We start from the raw sequence: 18,030 nt of genomic DNA on the forward strand, positions 1-18,030 counted from the left end.
AGAATTTAATGTAAATATACAGTATATGGTTCTTGACTCAGATCGACAGCAATATGCTCACTGAGTGTAGTGGACAGTTCCAGTCCAGTATAATCTGGAGATACAGGAAACAGCTTATGGCTTCGATTTACGAGCACTGCAATCTCCATTTTTTTCATTGTAATCTCTAAAAACGGCTTGAGTGAATAAGCAAGTGTCTTACCTGTATTGAGCACATCATCTACCAAAACGATACATTTGTCAGCTGGAGCCACATCAGGTGAAAGGCTGACTTCCCCTTGAATCAAACTACTTTTGTCAAGTCTGACTTCCACTACCACTGGCTTGATTGGTGAGATCTGCTGAAGATTATCTGCTAACAATTTGGCCAAAGTATATCCCATTCCGGATATACCAGCAAATACAATCTCTTCTTCCGAGGCATTGCGTTCATAGATTTCATAGGCCATTCTAGTGATCTTTTGATTCACTTGTCTATGATCCAGGACTTGACTTCTATTTTCAGACATTTGAATTGCTTAATCTGGTTTTGAAATGGGAAATTACGCTAATTGAAGTTAACATCAAAAACTACCGATGCCCATCTTCTTCATGTAGTATATTGACATAGGAATCATATCGATAAGGATGAATGTATCCTTCTTCCAACTTTTCCAGTACTACACATCCTGGTTCGTTGAGGTGTTTGCAGTTATTATATTTGCATTGTCCCAAGTACTGCCTCATCTCTGGGAAGTAATGAGAGAGCTCAAACTCATCAATATCTAAAATCCCAAATTCTTTGATCCCAGGGGTGTCTATGACATATCCTCCATGTTCCTCTAGTGAGAACATCTCGGCAAAAGTGGTGGTATGCACACCTTTTGCACTAAATTTAGATATCTCCTGTGTTGCCTGAGCTGCTTTGGGAATGAGTCTATTCAGTAGAGTAGATTTTCCTACACCGCTATGACCAGAGAGCAGGGTTGTCTTTCCCTGAAGAAGTGAATCGAAAACATCACCCAATCCATCTTCATCAATCGCCACTGTCTCTATAACTGGATAACCTAGCGGCTCATAGATTTCGTGAATATCTTGCAGGTAGTCGAGATCCTTTTCTTTTTCCACCATGTCCATTTTGTTTACTATGATCGTCGTGGGAATTCTAAAACTCTCAGTGCTCACCAAGAATCTATCAATAAAACCAAGAGAGGTACGTGGGTTCCGAATAGTAACTATCAGGAATGCTTGATCTATATTTGAAGCTATGATATGAGAAAAATGTGACTTTCGTGTGGATTTTCGGATGATATAGTTCTCTCTTGGGAGAATTTCATCAATCGTCCATGTAGGTTGATCTGCTTCTTGGCATACTTCCACGAAGTCACCTACCGCTATGGGATTCGTCAGTTTTAAATTGTCCTGTTTGAATTTCCCTCGTAGTCTTGACTTTACAAGCCCCTCACTGGTTTCTACCAGGTACCAACTGCCAGTCGATTTGATCACTCTACCTTTCATTTTGCAATTATTTTTTCACAAAGGACAGCATTTGCATGGCATACTCTAATAAAATAAAGAGAGGAACCAAAGAAGAACCTCTTGCTCCCCCATCCATAATAAAGTTAACTACTAAGAACTTTTTCCACTATCTTCCTTGCACTTCCTAGATTTTCTTTGACCAATTGACGCGAAGCTTCGCAGGTCTTTTCATACAACTCAGGATCTTCCAGTGCAGTGATTGTGGTATTCAATGCTTCCAGATCTGCTATAGTTCCACTTGCTCCATACTCTATACTTATACAAGCTTCGGGAAACTTTTTAGGCTTGCGAAGTTCGCCAAAAAGGACAGGAATACCAAAAGCCAGAGGCTCAAGAATATTGTGGAGTCCTTTTCCGAATGCACCACCTACATAAGCAATATAAGCATATTGATACAATGAGGAAAGCATTCCAATATTGTCAATAAATAGCACATCCACATTTCTCAGAATAGGCGATTTAGAAGAAAACTTTGTAGACTGTAGGGTGATTTGATTCATCCACTTATCAATCTGTACTTGATCAATGTCATGGGGAGCAATGATAAATTTATATCCTTGGGAACTATTGATCCATGGAATCCAAACATCCATATCAGCCTCCCATACAGAGCCTAACACAATGGTTCTAATGTTGTTACAAAATAATTCCACTTCCTCATATCGAGTGGGTGATGAACTAATCTGATTTACCCGATCAAACCTCGTATCTCCTACATGTGTGCATGAGCTGATGTTTATCTGATGAAGCAAATCTATGCTTCTCTCATTTTGGGTAAAAATATGATCAAACGATTGTAAAATTTTTCTAAAAAACCCTCCGAACACTTGAAAATATACTTGATCTTCTCGCATCGCTGCTGAAAATAGGTAAAGTGGTATTTGCTGTCTTTTTGCTTCAAAGATATAATTAGCCCAAAGATCATATTTTACAAAAAAAGCATATTTCGGTTTCAACTCACTTAAAAACTCTCTTGCATTTTTTGGTGTATCGATGGGTAAATACAATAACAAGTCAGCCTCTCCTTTGTTTTTGCGCTTCACATGCTCATATCCAGAAGGACTGAAAAACGAAACTGCAATTTTCACTTCTGGCTTCTTCTTTTTGAAATGTAAAATGACTGGTCGAGACTGCTCATACTCGCCTAATGAAGCTACATGAAACCAAGCCACATCTTCCTTAAATTTGGATTTGAATTCTTGAATATGATCCAGTACTTCTTTTCTTCCTTGTACAAATTGCTTGATCTTAGGTCTGCTATTTTGAAGCAATTTTACTAGGATCGAAAACAAAAACATGGAAAAGTTATAGATGATTTTCATGTGGTAAAAGTTGGTTTTGAGGTTCGATTTCGGTTTGTGAGAAACTTTAAGCAAGAAATGAAAATATTTTTAAATGAAAAAGCCTCGATTGTTATGAATCGAGGCTAATTTCAATTTTTATCAAAATAAATTAGTTTTTGCTCAAATAAGCAGAAACTCCTTCTTTAGTTGCGGTCATTGCTTCTTTTCCTTCTTCCCAGTTTGCAGGACAAACTTCTCCGAACTTCTCTACGTGCTGAAGTGCATCTACAAGTCTAATCATCTCGTCAATATTTCTTCCTAATGGAAGGTCGTTGATAGTCTCTTGTCTTACGACACCATTCTTGTCGATCAAGAACGTACCTCTGAATGCGACAGGTGCACCTTCAAATTTCAACTCTCCTTCCTCGTTGTAGTTCCACTCTCCAGCAAGTACTCCGAAATTGTGAGCGATAGTCTTTGCTGTATCTGCTACTAGTGGATAAGTGACGCCTTCGATACCGCCTTGTGACTTCGGAGTGCCCAACCATGCAAGGTGAGTCTCTTCGGTGTCTGTAGAAGCTCCAACTACTGCTACGCCCCTTTTCTCAAACTCAGCCAATTTCTCTTGAAATGCCAAAATTTCTGTTGGACACACGAATGTAAAGTCTTTTGGATAGAAGAAGAATACCACTTCTTTGTTGCCAATGTACTGCTCTAGAGAGAAGTTTTCAACGATTTCCTCTCCGTTGATTACTGCAGCTGTACTGAATATAGGTGCTTTTTTTCCTACTAATGACATGTTTTTTGTGTTTTTATTAGTTAATAGTTTTTTCTCTTTTGTGACCCTTGAATACCACATTGATCTCATCTATCTCATACCCGTCAAAATCATTGGATTCAATGAAGTCTTGCAATAACTTTTCAAGCTTTTCATTCTCATAATCTCTGATCTCATGGGAGGTTTTGCAATATAGGTGGCTATGAGCATCAAGTTTGGAGTCAAATCTCATTACTCCATTTTGGTCTATTGTCTTTCTTAACAACCCAGCCTGCACAAAGCTATCTAATGTCTTGTAGACTGTAGCTATCGAAATGGAAGGATTGCTGCCTTTGATCTCTTCATAAACTTGCTCTGCAGAAGGATGAGATTCTGACTTTGTCAATGCAAGAAATATCACCATGCGCTGATGTGTGAATTTCAATCCACAATTGGTAATCTTCTCTTTGATTAAAGCAAGGTTCATTAAAATATTTTCAATTAATAATAATTATTATTTACGAATTATTACACAAAGATAGTAATTATTGAAAAATGAACAAAAAAATCGCCATACATTATTTGGTAGCAATCGAACACTCTATAAAAACTGATTCAAAATATGGCATTTTAAGCTCATTACCACGCTTGAATTTGGCTGAAATAGAGAATATACAAAATTATATTTGCTGCTATTTTTTCACAAAGGTTGATTTTTGATTGGGTCGGTTTGAATTAGTGTTTAATTTTTTCCTAACTTGTACCTTACTTTCACAACAAGCAATAAATTTTGAAGATTCGATGGTAAAAGTTTTATTCGTATGTCTTGGCAATATTTGCAGATCTCCTTTAGCAGAGGCTATTTTTGAGCATAAAGTCAAAGCACAAAACCTTCATCATCTATTCAAAAGTGACAGTTGTGGAACTTCCGATTACCATATCGGAGAGCTTCCTGATGAGAGAACTATCAAATGCGCCAATCAAAGGAATATTGATATTAATCACAGAGGCAGACAGATCAATAGGGTAGATATCCGAGAGTTTGATTACATTTTGGCCATGGATAAGTCTAACAAAGTGAATGTAGAAAAACTTATCAACCGCAATGGACTAAATCACGATCAGTTGCATTTGATTCGAGAGTTTCAATCTTCATCAGACTCACTAGAAGTACCAGACCCTTATTATGGAGGCATGGAAGCCTTCGAAGAAGTATATGAAATTCTAGACGATGCAATCAATCATTTTTTAGAATTTTTGAAACAAGAGCATCAAGTACATGCTTGATTTTTAAAAACTGCACAAATCTACCTTTTTATTAGTTTGTCGATAGCTTATATGCCACTTGAAAGCTATATCGAGTGATTTGCTCTAGCATCACTACCTTGTCTCGGACCATACGTTTTATCATCTTTTGATTAGGATTTTTGATTGTGATAAGAAAAAGATTTTTGTTGTACTTGATTTGAAATCGATCACTTAAGCTATCCAAAAGCCTATCCAATTTGAAAATATCATCATCTATCACTATCGAGATACTAATTCCAGAAACTTGCAAAAGATTAACTTTCAACTTCAAAAATTCCAGCTTTTCGTAAACTGAGTGAATATGAGATTCATTGATAAATGTAAAATCAGTCACTTTGAAAGTAACCAATACTTGATTTTCTTTCATGACAATACACGGGACGGTATTAGGCTCATTGACTTTATGAATTTTTGTCCCTGAAGCTTCAGGCTTGACAAAAGACTTTACATAAAGTGGGATATGCTTGTTGGCTAGAGGTTTTATAGTCTTTGGATGAATAACAGAAGCACCATAGTACGTCAACTCAGCTGCTTCATGATAATCTAGCTCTTCAAACTTCCGGGTATTTTTGAACTTCTTTGGATCCGCATTCAAAACTCCCGCGACATCTTTCCAAATTGTCACAGAATCAGCATCTAAACAGGAAGCGATTATGGCTGCGCTGAAATCAGAACCCTCTCTGCCTAATGTAGTACTTTTACCCGACTCATCACTTCCAATAAACCCCTGTGTCACCACAAGTTTCTCTTGGATCCATGGCAATAGCACTTCATTTACTTTATCCTGAGTATGATTCCAAGACACCTTCGCAAATCTAAAATCTGAGTTAGTTTTGATTACCTTCCTCGCATCAATCCATATGGAAGATACTTGTCTGTACTCAATATATGCTTGCAGGATTAGTGATGAGGCCAGCTCTCCATATACAATCACTTGATCGTAGTACTCATCGTAGTTCAGACTGCTGAGCTCATTCTTGAGTTGCCCTTCTAGGGAGTCAAACAGAGAATCTAGACGCAGAAACACATCATGATCTCTTGGAAAGAGAGATTCACAGATGGTCATATGATGCGATCTCAAAATAGAACATTTCAAAGAATAAGCATCGTTGTTAAATTTGGCTTGCAGGATTTCTTCGAGGGCGTTTGTAGTCTTCCCTATTGCTGAGACCACCAAAACCATTGGATTTCGCAATCGTTTGAATAAAATATTGAAAAGGTTTTTAATAGAATCAGCATCTTTTACAGAAGCACCACCAAATTTGAAAACAATTGCTTTTGACATCAGAATTTATTTGTAATTTCAAGGAATCAATCAACAATACTTGTACTTTTCCAAGACATGAAAATAAAACCCTACATTCCAAATGACACCTCCCTTGCCTACTCAGTGGGAGTAACCTTAGACCGGTTTATCAAGAAGAAACAAGATGATTTTCCATTTGCCTCAGGTGAATTATCTCAATTGCTAAGAGACATTGCACTTGCAGCAAAGATAGTGAATAGAGAAACCAATCGTGCAGGATTAGCTAACATTGGCGGAGCCTTTGGTCACACCAATGTACAGGGCGAAGAGCAGCAAAAACTAGATGTGATCGCTAACATTCGATTTACCAGAGCGCTTACCAAAGGCGGAGAGGTCTGTGCCATAGTATCTGAAGAAGATGATGAAGTGATTGATTTACAAAACAGCTCCGGCAAATACGTAGTGGCTATCGATCCCCTAGATGGCTCATCAAATATTGATGTGAATATTTCCATAGGAACTATCTTCTCTATCTACAGAAGAGTCACGCCAGTGGGTAGTCCCATACAGCTAGAAGACATCATGCAGCCTGGCAATCAGCAAGTCGCTGCTGGATATGTCCTCTATGGCTCATCCACTATGCTCGTGTACACTACTGGATGCGGCGTCAATGGCTTCACCTATGAGCAATCCCTAGGAGAATTCTTCCTTTCTCACCCTGATATGAAAGCACCACTTAGTGGAAACATTTACAGTATCAATGAAGGCGTTTCCAATACATTTAGCCAAGGATTAAGTGACTATATCACTTACTGCAAGTCTAAAAACTATAGTGCTAGATACATTGGTAGCTTGGTGGCTGATTTTCATAGAAACTTGTTGAAAGGAGGAATATACATCTATCCAGAAACCAAAAAGAACCCAAAAGGAAAGCTCAGACTGCTTTACGAAGCAAATGCCTTAGCTTTCATTGCAGAACAGGCTGGCGCTGATGCTACTGATGGGATACAGAGAATTTTGGACATTCAACCCACCTCATTACACCAAAGAACTCCTCTCTATATCGGTTCTAAGAGTATGGTAGATGAAGCACTAAGCTTCATTTCAAAAAAATCATCCGTTCAAGAAAATCACTAAAATCAAGAAGAGAACCTCCTTCTAAGCTCAATTTTGAGTTTTTGTCTTTCGATGATTGCTAGGCACAAGTCTTCTGCCACTCGTTCGGGCATGGATTCATGAAGAATGCTTTTGAGGAGGTTTTCTCCTATATCTATTCTATAACAGATCTGCAACAAACGACCAAAATCCTTATCCAGCAAAAATCGAATATGAGGTCTGAGCCATTCCAATAAGGATTGTTCATTACCAATATCCTCTTTCAATTCCAAGCCAAAATCTTTCCCTATCAACTTGGAAGCATTTATAATCAGATCATTACCCATATCTCAAAGCCCAAAACCCGTAGGATTGTACATAATCACGAGTCATACATTTGTAAAAACCACTAATTTCATCAGAGGAAGTTTGTATTACAAAAAAACTCGCAGGTTTGAACTGCGAGTTTTATGTTTTTAATCTTCTGATTTTTCTTCTTCCTCCTCGACATCGTTATTGCCTTCTTCAAGAACTTCTGGAGCGTGCTTTCTGATGATCTTATACCAGCTTACAAGCTTTTTTATATCTGATGGATAGACCTTATCTTCATCATAATCAGGCAAAACATGTTTCAAAAACGCCTTTAGTTCATCTGCATCAGCTGTACTGTCTAAGCCCAAGTCACCTCCAAACTCTGACTCGATTTTTATCAAAATCTCCTCAAGTGGTGAAGCTCCTTCTTCTGTCATGGTGTACATAGAAATCTCGCTGAGAACTGACACGCGTTGGTTTGCACCTACGACAAGTTTGCCTTTCTTCTCATCCATAGATTCCAAAATCACTCCACTCCTAGTTGGTTTAAGAATTTTATAAAGTCCTGGCTTCCCAGATACTGTAGCTATTTCATTAAATTTCATATTATAATTATTTGTTTTCTCTCAAGTCACAGAACCAACTGAGGGTCCCAAGTATCTCAAGTAATTTATTTTTAAATTCTTCCTCAAGTATCAGCTAGTGTCCTTTCACTTGGGCATTTCACAATTGAGTTTGCAAATATATAGTTTCGATCCAAAAGCCCAATACTTAGGATCTTTCCTGATAAAATTCTTCTACTTGTGTTTCTATAAACCCTGTAAGTTCTTCTTTACCCTTTGCGTTTTCAGCAGAAGTGACAAAATACAACGGAGCTTCTTCAAAAATCGCTTTGGATGCCTTGATGAATTTGGCTATGCTAGACTGCGTCTTAGGCCAGGATTGTTTATCGGCTTTGGTGAAAACCAACACTATGGGAATGCCGTTCTCGCCACACCAAGTGATGAATTCTAAATCAATCTTTTGAGGCTCTAGACGGCTATCAATGAGTACAAAAAGCGCAACAAGATTTTCCCTATTGCTCAAGTAAGATTGAATCATACCTTCCCAATCTGCCTTTATGGATTTACTTACTTTGGCAAAACCATATCCAGGAAGATCGACCATATACCATTTTTCATCTACCAAAAAATGATTGATCAACTGTGTTTTCCCCGGTCTCCCAGAAGTTTTAGCAAGGTTCTTATTGTTTGCAAGCATATTGATCAATGAGCTTTTGCCTACATTGGATCTTCCGATGAAAGCAAATTCTGGCTTGTCAGGAGACGGACACTTGGTATGGTCAGTGTTGCTGATTAAGAAAGTAGCTTTTTTGATCATGGTGTTTTTTTTCACAAAGTTAAGGCTTTCTCATCAATAAAGTGACCTACCGAGAGATACTTCATCTTTTTAAGCGAGTTTATGAGCCTATGGAGTGGTATGGTTTGGTATTATTCTCCAACATTTTTCCATTGCTCATGTTTACTTAGTAATATTGCAAACTCATTAGATACAGCATACATGTCAGTAGTACCATACAAAGAAAAAGAATCAGGCAAGAAAGAGCAGGTTGCGGAGATGTTCAACAATATCAGCAAGAAATATGACTTTCTAAATCATTTCTTGAGCCTGGGGATAGACATCACTTGGAGAAAAAAAGCTATCAAAATGCTTAAGGCAGATCAGCCAAAGCTAATATTAGACATAGCTACTGGCACAGGTGATTTTGCTATAGAGGCCTTGGCACTTAATCCTGACAAGATCATCGGTGTGGATATCTCAGCTGGTATGCTTGAGGAAGGGAAAAAGAAAATGAAAAAGCGAAAGCTTGACCATCTCATCGATTTACAAATGGGAGATTCAGAGAAGCTTTTGTTTGAGGATAATAAGTTTGATGCTGTTATCGTTTCTTTTGGAGTTAGAAACTTTGAAAATCTCGAAAAAGGTCTAGCAGATATGTATCGGGTATTGAAACCTGGAGCAAAAACAGTAATTGTGGAATTCTCAAAACCAAAAAGATTCCCTATGAAGCAAGGATATAATTTTTACTTTAAATATATCCTTCCTCAGATCGGCAAACTTGTTTCTAAGGACAATTCGGCGTATACTTATCTTCCTGAATCTGTACAGGCATTCCCTGATGGAGATGATTTTCTCAAAGTTTTGAATAAAGTCGGCTTTAAAAACACAAAATGCAAACCATTGACATTTGGAATCAGCTCAATTTATATAGGAGAAAAGTAATCTCTTTGTTTTTTTTATTTTTGCTCAGTAGTGGTTTTGCTATGGGTCAAGCACGATTCAATGAAATCAGTAAGGCTGGTCAAGATGAAAAGCTAGTATCCTACGGATTTTTCCTTGGAGGACATACCAACTACTGGAGATTAAAATATTCAGAAAGCTTTGCTGAACAACTTTTCAATGTAAATGAGCGAAGCGTTCAGAGCATTATGCCCTATTACTCTCCAGGCTTTTCGTTGGGTTTCTTGGTGGTATTTAGACTTCATGATCAAGTGAATTTTCTGATAACACCCAAAGTAGGTTTCTATGAATACCGTACAGACATCAACAGCTTCGTACCTGACCCGGACCCCTATACCCAAGAAGAATCAAGTCTGTACACCACAAGCACTGTTATCAATGAATCGACGATGGTAGAAATTCCTATACTTTTCAAGTATAAGGCACAGAGATTCAACAACTCAAGGATGTTTTTTACAGCTGGAGGATCGTTTATGTTTAGAACAAAAGATCAAGAAGAAGCAGATGTAGAAGACATCGGCACACTGGGCAGGGACTTTACCGTAGATTTAGGAATTGGTTTTGACATGTATTTTAAGTTTTTTAAATTTTCTCCTGAGGTGAGGTTTTCCCATGGACTACTGAACATGTACAGACCTGAAGCTACAGATCCAACTTACAGCTCTGCCATTGAATCTTTGCGTAGAAAAAGCATTACATTATACTTGAACTTTCAGTAAAAGCACCTATTTTCAAGAATCCAATCGCTGCTAAAACCGAAATCAAATGAATTTTTCCACTAAAAAGCCACCCCTAACTTTAGTTCTATTTTTATCAATTTTGCTTTCTTGCGGTGGTCAAGAAGATCAACCCACACCTATAACTCCTTCTGTACAAGAAAGAAACCCCTATTCTCTTGGGAGAGTGGGCAACGCAGAGGATATTCAAACTACCACTGAAGCAGCAGTAGTCTTGATGGGTGGAAGTACAGATGTAGATGCAGCCATGCGGTGGATGATAGAAAAGGCTGGCAAAGGTGATATAGTGGTCATAAGAGTGACTGGAGCAGCAGCATACAATGAATACATTTATGGGCTTTCAAATACCAACTCGGTAGAAACTTTAAGGATCAATTCGTCAGTAGCAGCAAATGATGACAGGGTCATAGCAACTTTGAGAAATGCCGAAGCCGTTTTTATAGCTGGGGGAGATCAATCAAATTACCTTAGACACTGGGAAGGGACTAAAGTCGAAGAAACACTCCAATACTTAATTCACGAAAAAAAAGTACCCATAGGTGGTACAAGTGCAGGATGTGCGATCATGGGAGAATTTGTGTACACAGGCGAAAATGGAAGCATCGTGAGCAGCGAGGCACTTTCCAATCCTTTTGATGACAGGCTGACTGTGAGAAGGTCTTCCCTTATCAATCACCCCTTACTGAAAAACACCGTTACAGACCAGCACTTTGCACAAAGAAATAGAGAAGGTAGACTACTCTCATTTTTAGCAAACATCTTTGATCGCTATGAGATCAGACCTACAGCAATCGGAGTGGATGAAAGGACGGCAGTACTGATAGATAAATCCGGTAAATGGCAAATCGTGGGAGAGCATGATGCATATTTTTTGAAAAGTAGTGAAAATGGACCAGAATTGATAACACCAAATACACCTCTTACTTGGAATAGAGATAATTCAGCTGTGAGCGTATTCCGATCAGCAAAAACTTCCGAATTCTCATCCACCAGCATCAAGGATTGGGAGTTACCTTGGACGCATTATTGGTATGCTGACAATGGGTCATTTGGCTCAAGAGCATTATAATGTGGCTTTTATTCACCATGCTTCTGTTGCTCTATCAAAATATCTTTGATGCCAGATTCCTGTATCCAGCCTTTTTGTAAAGCATCTTGCGCTGCCTCCAAAGTATCTTTGATAAGCATCATTTCAACTCCTAAATGCTTCATTTGCGTTTGAATTTTTAGCATTTTTTCTTCATCACGCGCATTGATATGTCGGATGTAAACCATCTTCACCCTTCCAGGATAGTCCTTGATGACCTGAAGGTAAATCTCTGCATCGTGCTGACCAGAATCTCCAATCAAAATAAAAGACAGGTTACTTTCAATTTCAAAAATCATTTCAACCTGAAGGAGCTTGTGCTCCCAATGGCTCCCTGCAAACAACTGCTCTCTAGACAATCCCAAATCCCTTAGCATCAAAGGCCCCTTGGGTATCTGGTGAGTCTCCAAAAATTCAGTCAAGAAGTCATATAGATTCCATGGTGAACTAGAAACATAGAAAAATGGATTTGAATCTATATCATCTGAGCCTCTATGCAGGGCTTGATAAAACTCTGAAACAGCTTCAAAAGGCAATCTCGTGTGCGCATTTCCAAAAAAAGTGGTCTTCAACATCTCAAACACCCTGGTAGCTCCTGTGGGCACTATGGTGTCATCTATATCAGAAATCACCCCAAAATCACAATCTTTATAAGGTATAAAAACTGGATTGTGCGCTTTTACCAATTCAGCATCTCTTAGAGGATTGTCTAACAACACCAATTCAACTTGATTCCAATAATTAGCCAATTGCCATCCATCTTCGTTTCTCAACCGAACCTCAAAGTATCCTTCATCATCAGTAGTTACTATTTGCTCCACACCTTGAAATTTCGCCTTCACACGCAAGCCTGGAAGCTCCCAAGTAGCAAAGCGCTTATACATTTTGACAAAATTCCTCCACCTGCTGTCTGAAATTGTAGAAAAACCAATCCCTCTATCACGCTGCACCCTACCCAAAAAGTATATTTCATGTGTATTACCAAAGCCTTTATAGGGTAAAATTTGGATAGTTTTTATTAATCCAAGCCTTAATCCAAACCAAACTTTGACCGCAGATAGCTTCCTTTTAACAGCATACAGTGAGGAGAGTAGTATTTTTTTCATAATTTGAGTGATATTGCCTTCACTATACTACACATTTCTTGCCAAAGCCACAATAAATCAAATTTGAAAAAACCCGTAGCCTTTTCAGGCCACGGGTTTGCAAAATAAAAAGCACGCTATTATTTTTTTAGAATTTTATGTATTGTCTGTGTATTTCCATGGATCATTCTCAGCATGTAAACTCCAGCTGGTAAGTGTGAGATATCAATTTTCAACAAACCTTCCATGTCCTCTGCACTCATTGTATGTATCCTCCCTACCATGTCTGAAAGTTCTAGTGATCGTATGGGCTCCAGGACTCCTTTGATAAAGAAATGGTTCTCAGAAGGATTTGGATAGAATGTGATAGGTGCCGTAACCTCTCTATCCAAACTATTCACTATCAAAGTAATTGGGTCTGAAATCGCACTCATACAATCATCTACACGAGTAGCTACAGAAAAGACACCATCCACTGAAGCTTCATAGGACTGATTTGTGGCTCCAGCTATAATTTGTCCATTGAGGTACCATTGATTACCTACAGCAGCACTAGATGTCAAAGTAACCATGCCCGAGCCAAGCCCATCTAGGCTGATGGTTGGTTTAGCAGGATTGATACAAAAGCTCTGACTAACAGGAAGGGCTGGATGATAACTTTCATTTCCTTCTTGCAGGGCCAAAACAGTGGCTCTACCAGCTTTTATTATGGTAACTGTATTTCCTGCAATGCTGATATGATCAGAATCTGCTTGGAAAGAGACAGGCAAGTCTGAATCAGCTCTGGCATACAAGTCAAAAGGAACATCCCCAATAATCTGTGTAATGATTGGCTCAAATGTGATGACTTGATTCATCTTTTCAACTCCAGGATTTTCACCTTGATCTCCTTGACGAATGTTGTCAACATACCATGTGAAGCTTGAGCTACCATCACCTACAGTCCCCAACTCGAAGATCAAGACTATTTTTTTGAATACTAAAGATGGATTCCTGCCACTCATATCGAAGGTAAGTTCCACCCATTTGTTTGCCTCTGGAATCAGCAATTCCTGCTCATAGAATTGCCCCCCATCAAATTCATTCTCAAACTTCAACAACATCTTGGTGCCAGCACGAGGTGCTCTTACAGAGACTTTGAAGTCGGTCCCCTTGGAGAAATCGATTGGTGTAGCTTTGGTAAGGAACGAGCCACCCCAAAGCTGACCAGCGCCTTTGACCATTCTTGCCACTTTAGCACTTGTGTTTCCATCCTGATGCGGATTGTCTATCACGGTCAAATCTCCCCCGTCAAAATTTGTGATCAGTGTAGGCCACATGAGGTTTTCTTCAAATGTGATAGGAAAATCTATGCCTGGCCCAGTTGGATCTTCACCTCCACCACCTTCACCTGTACCTTGACAAGTACCTACTACATAGGATATCCGCTGTCCTGCTGTGTTTTTTTCACCTTGTGTAGGATGCGAATAGGTATAATAAAACCAAACAGTAGTACCTTCAGGCGCATTCAATCGAAAAGGCTGATTCGGACGTACACCATACCCTGGGAAGTTCCCATTGGCCTGTGTGCCATAATACAGAATCAATGTCTGATCCCCCATACCTGGTACATTTGGAATGAAAGTAATGGTAGGGTTGTTCAAATCATCAGAAAACTCAAACCTAAAATCTCCATTCTCTGCAATACCACTACAAGAAGGTGCTTCGGTGAAGCGTACATTCACTGGTGAAGAGCTCGCAGTATTGCCATCATTGTCCTTTGCAGTGGCTGATAAAACATAGGAACCTACTTCACCTGTCCATGAGATTGACCAAGGCTCCTGTGTGGCCTTTCCAATAGCCTCATCTCCCGCATAAAATTCCACCTCTTCTATACTTCCATCCAAATCCTTAGCTATTGCGCTGATTTGAATTGGTCTTCCTCCTAGAAAAGTTTGGTTATTCGATGGGGTATTGATAGCTACAATGGGAGCTATTATACCATCGCTACTTACTATTACGAGTAGCTGCTTCTTTGCTTGATATTCCCCATTGCTTACTGTCAATTCGAAATTGTAAATCCCTTCTACCAAATCCTCTATCATCGTCACTGCTGCTGTAGGGTCTGCTATAGTGGCTCTATTTGGACCATAGACCTGTAGCCAATGGTATACAAGATTACCTCCCTCTGGATCGGTTCCAGTTCCAGTCAGCAAGGTGCTTTGAGCCGGAAGTATCACTACAATATTACTTCCTGCATCGGCAGTAGGCTGACTGAACGGTGATTCTCCTTCGAAACTAAATGTCATACGTCCTATATTCATCTCACCATTACCAAAAGCAAGTCGAAGGATATTTTCTCCACCTATCAATGGAATATTTTCCACTTTTTGTGAACTCCACGCATCCCAATCTTGCGTGCTTTCCACTCGGATGTCATCTGTGATTTTCTTTCCGTTCATTTCTAGCCAGAATGGTCCCCCTCCACTGGAATTCCCCGAAGCATACCTGAACTCCATGCTATACAATCCTGCTTTTTCTACATTTACTGTGTATTCTAACCATTCTCCACTTACTATCCATCCTACAGTAGCCCCCTCTCCTGCTACCACAATGGCATCCACACCTTCTTCTTTTCTGAAATCTCCTTCATTGGACATGGATACATCAGAATACGTAATCCCTTGCCCACGCCCGCCTTCAAACACATCATAATGTGCTGCCTCGATTGTGCCAGGAATCGCCCAAGGTGTACCCATATAGGGGACTTGTTCACCTACAGTCACGGTGACGATATTGGATACAGCCAATTTTTCCCCCTCAAACACTTTAGCATAGAAATCATGAACTCCCAAAGGCAAGCTCATAGCCTTGAAATCAAAAGGTCCTTCGGTCATTTCTCCTATCATTTCGGAACCTCGGAAAAACTCCACCTTTGTAGGCTCACCTTTGGTAATTATCAAACTCAAATCAACACTTCCATTGACATAAGCCTGCGTAAAACTGCTGGTCAATTCACTTTCTATGTCTACGTCATTACTCGACACCATGGTACGAGCAGGTACTTCAAGTTCAAATCCATCTGAAAAAGTTACCGTGATGGCTGTTTTTTCGTAATTATTGGCCACATAAGTTCTCTTACCATCGTTGATAAAAACGGAAGCCGTGGGATAATCAGCCGTCACAGATACATCCACTATACCCATGGCATTCATGACATGTAGCCAATAATAAGTCTGCGCATCAGAAACCCCAAATTTCAATTCTCTTTCAGGATAGCTGTCATATAGATCGATGGCTTTCTGAGGATCTGTGAATGCCAAATACTGCCACTTTACATCATGCCAAAGATTGACATTGGCTTCATTGCGAAGAATTCCTGTATTTTGCTCAATTTCCCTCCATAGTTTGGTAGCGTAATCTTGATGATGCCCTAGATAAAGGGAGCCTCCATGTATAGGATACAACTCAATCCCATATGAAGCCGCTATATCGTCCGTCCAAAAAGTACCGTTGTCATAGGAGTTCCCCCAAACTCGAGATACTAGACTATATTGTTGATTTGGACCAAAATTGCGCTCATACATGTCAAACCAATACTCTTCTATCGCAGTCTGCTCAGTGGTATATAAATAAATGCCCAAATCACGAATTTCTTTATTGCCAGTGATAGTACCCCAGTGAATCAAGGCTGAATTAAATTGCATACTCTCAGAGGTAGACTCTTGGTCATTTCCTTGTGGAAAACTTGCAAATCCATTTGCCCAACAGTGACCAGCATATGGGCTAAAATTTCTCAAAAAAGGAAACATGTCATCATCCCTATCAGGAGATGCCGCATCTCTTACGAGCAAGTTCACCATTTCTCCCCAGCCTTCGGCCCATCCTGGCTCAAACTGCTCCAAGAATGCCGCCGCATGGATAAAATAACCCCAATGAAAGTGATGGTCATTCAAATTCGAATCTTGGCCATGTCCAGCAGGATATCCTAGCATTGCTGACCAAGTTTTGTTGTAGTAAAAAAGAAAAGCTACCTGCCCTGGTTTTGCAGTCAGCCAGTCCTCCAGTCGCTCTTTAATTGTCGCAAGCATCTTATCTCTTGACTCAAAGTTTCCCATTTCGTGAGCGATTCGGGCGGTTTGAATCAAGCGGTTCATCACCTGACCCTCATTGTATGAATCTGTCCAAGTACTCAACCCGTCATTTTCCAATCGCTTTACCTTGGAATCCAACTCAGCAATGCTAAAACCTTCACTGTAGTTTGCCTGATAAGGAAGGGTTGGTAAGATCCCTAAGTAAGTATTCTCTACGCTGAAGGATGTCGCTGCCATGGTTTTAATCTCCCCTCTGACAGAACTGTAACTTAACAAATCAGGTCTTGGGGAGTCAGAAGATAAATTCGCCCATTGATGAGGTAAAAGCCCAATTAGCGGCGCATTAGCCGTTCCTTCTTTGACATCTGCTTCAATGGTAAAGTCCGTTCTAACTTTGGAGGTATTCTCATCAAAACTCCATTTTGTCAAAGTGTTTTTTGGAAAAACATAAGCGTACTCTTTATAAAGTTCGGCTGTCTGAGAGACATTAGTAGTCGTCAAGGGCAGCATCGCCATTGACCAGTAATCTTTACCATTTAAAGTAGAGGAATATACTTTACCATTTTGTATCCAAGTACTTCCAGTTGGTGCATAAAAGACAAAATCTGCTCCATTCCTAGCATTCTCAATGATCAAAAGCTCATTCTGAATTGATACATTTCCTAGATTGACAGTAATTTGAAGTAGATCATCTGTACTTTTTTTGAAATATAAAAAAGGCATGGCTATACCTGAGGTTACTTGTAAATTTCTAGCACCACTCGTCCAATCAAAAGTTACCGTCCAATCTGTATAATCTGCAACAGTCGCTCTAGAGGCACTCAGCCCAGAAAGTCCTACTACAATTGGTTCTTGATCATCAAAAACCCCCCAGGGTATATAGCTCACAACCAATCCTGCAGGTATGGTCTTCATAGCCATGGGGTAATTGAACAAATTACTCACATGATCACTTTGCAAGAGCAAGGACCACCAGTCATTGGTAGGCACTGGCTTGCCTACTACATTTCCACTTAATTGTGGTTGTCCTGGAGGAAATCCATTTCTGCCTGCTGCATCTGTTCCAGGGAAGGTTTCTGTATATCCACCATTACCTACCGGTACAAACTGGCCTTTTGTATCCAGTGTTACGATAACCAAAAGAGAAAATACGAGTCCAAAAAACATACTGTTTTTTATTCGTAACATAACTTATTGAGTTGGGAGTATTGAAAATTGATTTTACGAT

16 protein-coding genes are annotated in these 18,030 nt (G+C 39.5%); 5 read left to right on the plus strand and 11 right to left on the minus strand.

What is annotated here, in order from left to right; genetic code table 11:
- Positions 1-5: 5 nt before the first annotated feature.
- The 5 genes from MM214_RS13640 to MM214_RS13660 all read right to left on the minus strand — a co-directional run bounded on the left by MM214_RS13640 (position 6) and on the right by MM214_RS13660 (position 4,045).
- Positions 6-509, minus strand: coding sequence for a phosphoribosyltransferase family protein (locus MM214_RS13640; RefSeq protein WP_241296186.1), 504 nt, complete (start codon positions 507-509; stop codon positions 6-8).
- Between the two features lie 61 nt (positions 510-570).
- A complete protein-coding gene (gene rsgA / locus MM214_RS13645) occupies positions 571-1,497 on the minus strand; it encodes a ribosome small subunit-dependent GTPase A (protein WP_241296187.1) in 927 nt (308 codons plus the stop codon).
- Positions 1,498-1,601: 104 nt separating this feature from the next.
- On the minus strand, positions 1,602-2,840 hold the full coding sequence (locus tag MM214_RS13650; protein ID WP_241296188.1) for a 3-deoxy-D-manno-octulosonic acid transferase: 1,239 nt from the start codon (positions 2,838-2,840) through the stop codon (positions 1,602-1,604).
- A 130-nt stretch (positions 2,841-2,970) separates the two neighbouring features.
- Positions 2,971-3,600: a peroxiredoxin gene (locus MM214_RS13655; protein ID WP_241296189.1), complete on the minus strand. Its 630-nt coding sequence runs from the start codon at positions 3,598-3,600 to the stop codon at positions 2,971-2,973.
- Between the two features lie 16 nt (positions 3,601-3,616).
- Positions 3,617-4,045, minus strand: coding sequence for a Fur family transcriptional regulator (locus MM214_RS13660; RefSeq protein WP_241296190.1), 429 nt, complete (start codon positions 4,043-4,045; stop codon positions 3,617-3,619).
- A 314-nt stretch (positions 4,046-4,359) separates the two neighbouring features.
- On the opposite strand from MM214_RS13660, the gene MM214_RS13665 reads away from it, so the two are divergent.
- Positions 4,360-4,845 carry a low molecular weight protein-tyrosine-phosphatase gene (locus tag MM214_RS13665; protein ID WP_241296191.1) on the plus strand — a complete coding sequence of 162 codons (486 nt, stop codon included), beginning with the start codon at positions 4,360-4,362 and terminating at the stop codon, positions 4,843-4,845.
- A gap of 31 nt (positions 4,846-4,876) precedes the next feature.
- Here MM214_RS13665 and MM214_RS13670 read toward each other — a convergent pair whose 3' ends face one another.
- Complete coding sequence (locus tag MM214_RS13670) at positions 4,877-6,151, minus strand: aspartate kinase (RefSeq protein WP_241296192.1); 1,275 nt, start codon at positions 6,149-6,151, stop codon at positions 4,877-4,879.
- 57 nt (positions 6,152-6,208) lie between these two features.
- Between MM214_RS13670 and fbp the strand changes: the two genes are divergently transcribed.
- On the plus strand, positions 6,209-7,249 hold the full coding sequence (gene fbp, locus MM214_RS13675) for a class 1 fructose-bisphosphatase (protein WP_241296193.1): 1,041 nt from the start codon (positions 6,209-6,211) through the stop codon (positions 7,247-7,249).
- Positions 7,250-7,251: 2 nt separating this feature from the next.
- Here fbp and MM214_RS13680 read toward each other — a convergent pair whose 3' ends face one another.
- The 3 genes from MM214_RS13680 to yihA form a co-directional block, all read right to left on the minus strand.
- Positions 7,252-7,554 (minus strand): hypothetical protein, encoded by a 303-nt coding sequence (locus MM214_RS13680; RefSeq protein WP_241296194.1) that lies wholly within the window; start codon positions 7,552-7,554, stop codon positions 7,252-7,254.
- 129 nt (positions 7,555-7,683) lie between these two features.
- Positions 7,684-8,124: a DUF5606 family protein gene (locus MM214_RS13685; protein WP_241296195.1), complete on the minus strand. Its 441-nt coding sequence runs from the start codon at positions 8,122-8,124 to the stop codon at positions 7,684-7,686.
- A 166-nt stretch (positions 8,125-8,290) separates the two neighbouring features.
- Positions 8,291-8,899 (minus strand): ribosome biogenesis GTP-binding protein YihA/YsxC, encoded by a 609-nt coding sequence (gene yihA / locus MM214_RS13690; RefSeq protein ID WP_241296227.1) that lies wholly within the window; start codon positions 8,897-8,899, stop codon positions 8,291-8,293.
- A gap of 180 nt (positions 8,900-9,079) precedes the next feature.
- Here yihA and ubiE point away from each other — a divergent pair, with 180 nt between their 5' ends.
- The 3 genes from ubiE to MM214_RS13705 are packed head-to-tail and all read left to right on the plus strand — an operon-like array spanning position 9,080 to position 11,626.
- Positions 9,080-9,802 (plus strand): bifunctional demethylmenaquinone methyltransferase/2-methoxy-6-polyprenyl-1,4-benzoquinol methylase UbiE, encoded by a 723-nt coding sequence (ubiE, locus tag MM214_RS13695; RefSeq protein ID WP_241296196.1) that lies wholly within the window; start codon positions 9,080-9,082, stop codon positions 9,800-9,802.
- The gene (gene porT / locus MM214_RS13700) at positions 9,751-10,539 is read left to right on the plus strand and encodes a type IX secretion/gliding motility protein PorT/SprT (protein WP_241296197.1); all 789 of its coding nucleotides are present in this window, start codon (positions 9,751-9,753) and stop codon (positions 10,537-10,539) included. Before ubiE ends, porT begins: the two co-directional genes overlap by 52 nt.
- A 46-nt stretch (positions 10,540-10,585) precedes the next feature.
- Complete coding sequence (locus tag MM214_RS13705; protein ID WP_241296198.1) at positions 10,586-11,626, plus strand: cyanophycinase; 1,041 nt, start codon at positions 10,586-10,588, stop codon at positions 11,624-11,626.
- 8 nt (positions 11,627-11,634) lie between these two features.
- On the opposite strand, the gene MM214_RS13710 is transcribed toward MM214_RS13705, so the two are convergent.
- Together MM214_RS13710 and MM214_RS13715 are read right to left on the minus strand one after the other, a co-directional pair.
- A complete protein-coding gene (locus tag MM214_RS13710; protein ID WP_241296199.1) occupies positions 11,635-12,750 on the minus strand; it encodes an App1 family protein in 1,116 nt (371 codons plus the stop codon).
- 119 nt (positions 12,751-12,869) lie between these two features.
- Positions 12,870-17,990 carry a glycosyl hydrolase gene (locus MM214_RS13715; RefSeq protein ID WP_241296200.1) on the minus strand — a complete coding sequence of 1,707 codons (5,121 nt, stop codon included), beginning with the start codon at positions 17,988-17,990 and terminating at the stop codon, positions 12,870-12,872.
- Between the last annotated feature and the right edge of the window lie 40 nt (positions 17,991-18,030).

This window comes from Belliella kenyensis, assembly GCF_022549675.1.
Taxonomy (GTDB): domain Bacteria; phylum Bacteroidota; class Bacteroidia; order Cytophagales; family Cyclobacteriaceae; genus Belliella; species Belliella kenyensis.

Bases quoted from the DNA above. Each gene is read 5' to 3' on its own strand.
- MM214_RS13640 (WP_241296186.1), bottom strand. From the start codon at position 509: ATGTCTGAAAATAGAAGTCAAGTCCTGGATCATAGACAAGTGAATCAA.
- rsgA (WP_241296187.1), bottom strand. From the start codon at position 1,497: ATGAAAGGTAGAGTGATCAAATCGACTGGCAGTTGGTACCTGGTAGAA.
- MM214_RS13650 (WP_241296188.1), bottom strand. From the start codon at position 2,840: ATGAAAATCATCTATAACTTTTCCATGTTTTTGTTTTCGATCCTAGTA.
- MM214_RS13655 (WP_241296189.1), bottom strand. From the start codon at position 3,600: ATGTCATTAGTAGGAAAAAAAGCACCTATATTCAGTACAGCTGCAGTA.
- MM214_RS13660 (WP_241296190.1), bottom strand. From the start codon at position 4,045: ATGAACCTTGCTTTAATCAAAGAGAAGATTACCAATTGTGGATTGAAA.
- MM214_RS13665 (WP_241296191.1), top strand. From the start codon at position 4,360: ATGGTAAAAGTTTTATTCGTATGTCTTGGCAATATTTGCAGATCTCCT.
- MM214_RS13670 (WP_241296192.1), bottom strand. From the start codon at position 6,151: ATGTCAAAAGCAATTGTTTTCAAATTTGGTGGTGCTTCTGTAAAAGAT.
- fbp (WP_241296193.1), top strand. From the start codon at position 6,209: ATGAAAATAAAACCCTACATTCCAAATGACACCTCCCTTGCCTACTCA.
- MM214_RS13680 (WP_241296194.1), bottom strand. From the start codon at position 7,554: ATGGGTAATGATCTGATTATAAATGCTTCCAAGTTGATAGGGAAAGAT.
- MM214_RS13685 (WP_241296195.1), bottom strand. From the start codon at position 8,124: ATGAAATTTAATGAAATAGCTACAGTATCTGGGAAGCCAGGACTTTAT.
- yihA (WP_241296227.1), bottom strand. From the start codon at position 8,899: ATGATCAAAAAAGCTACTTTCTTAATCAGCAACACTGACCATACCAAG.
- ubiE (WP_241296196.1), top strand. From the start codon at position 9,080: ATGTCAGTAGTACCATACAAAGAAAAAGAATCAGGCAAGAAAGAGCAG.
- porT (WP_241296197.1), top strand. From the start codon at position 9,751: ATGCAAACCATTGACATTTGGAATCAGCTCAATTTATATAGGAGAAAA.
- MM214_RS13705 (WP_241296198.1), top strand. From the start codon at position 10,586: ATGAATTTTTCCACTAAAAAGCCACCCCTAACTTTAGTTCTATTTTTA.
- MM214_RS13710 (WP_241296199.1), bottom strand. From the start codon at position 12,750: ATGAAAAAAATACTACTCTCCTCACTGTATGCTGTTAAAAGGAAGCTA.
- MM214_RS13715 (WP_241296200.1), bottom strand. From the start codon at position 17,990: ATGTTACGAATAAAAAACAGTATGTTTTTTGGACTCGTATTTTCTCTT.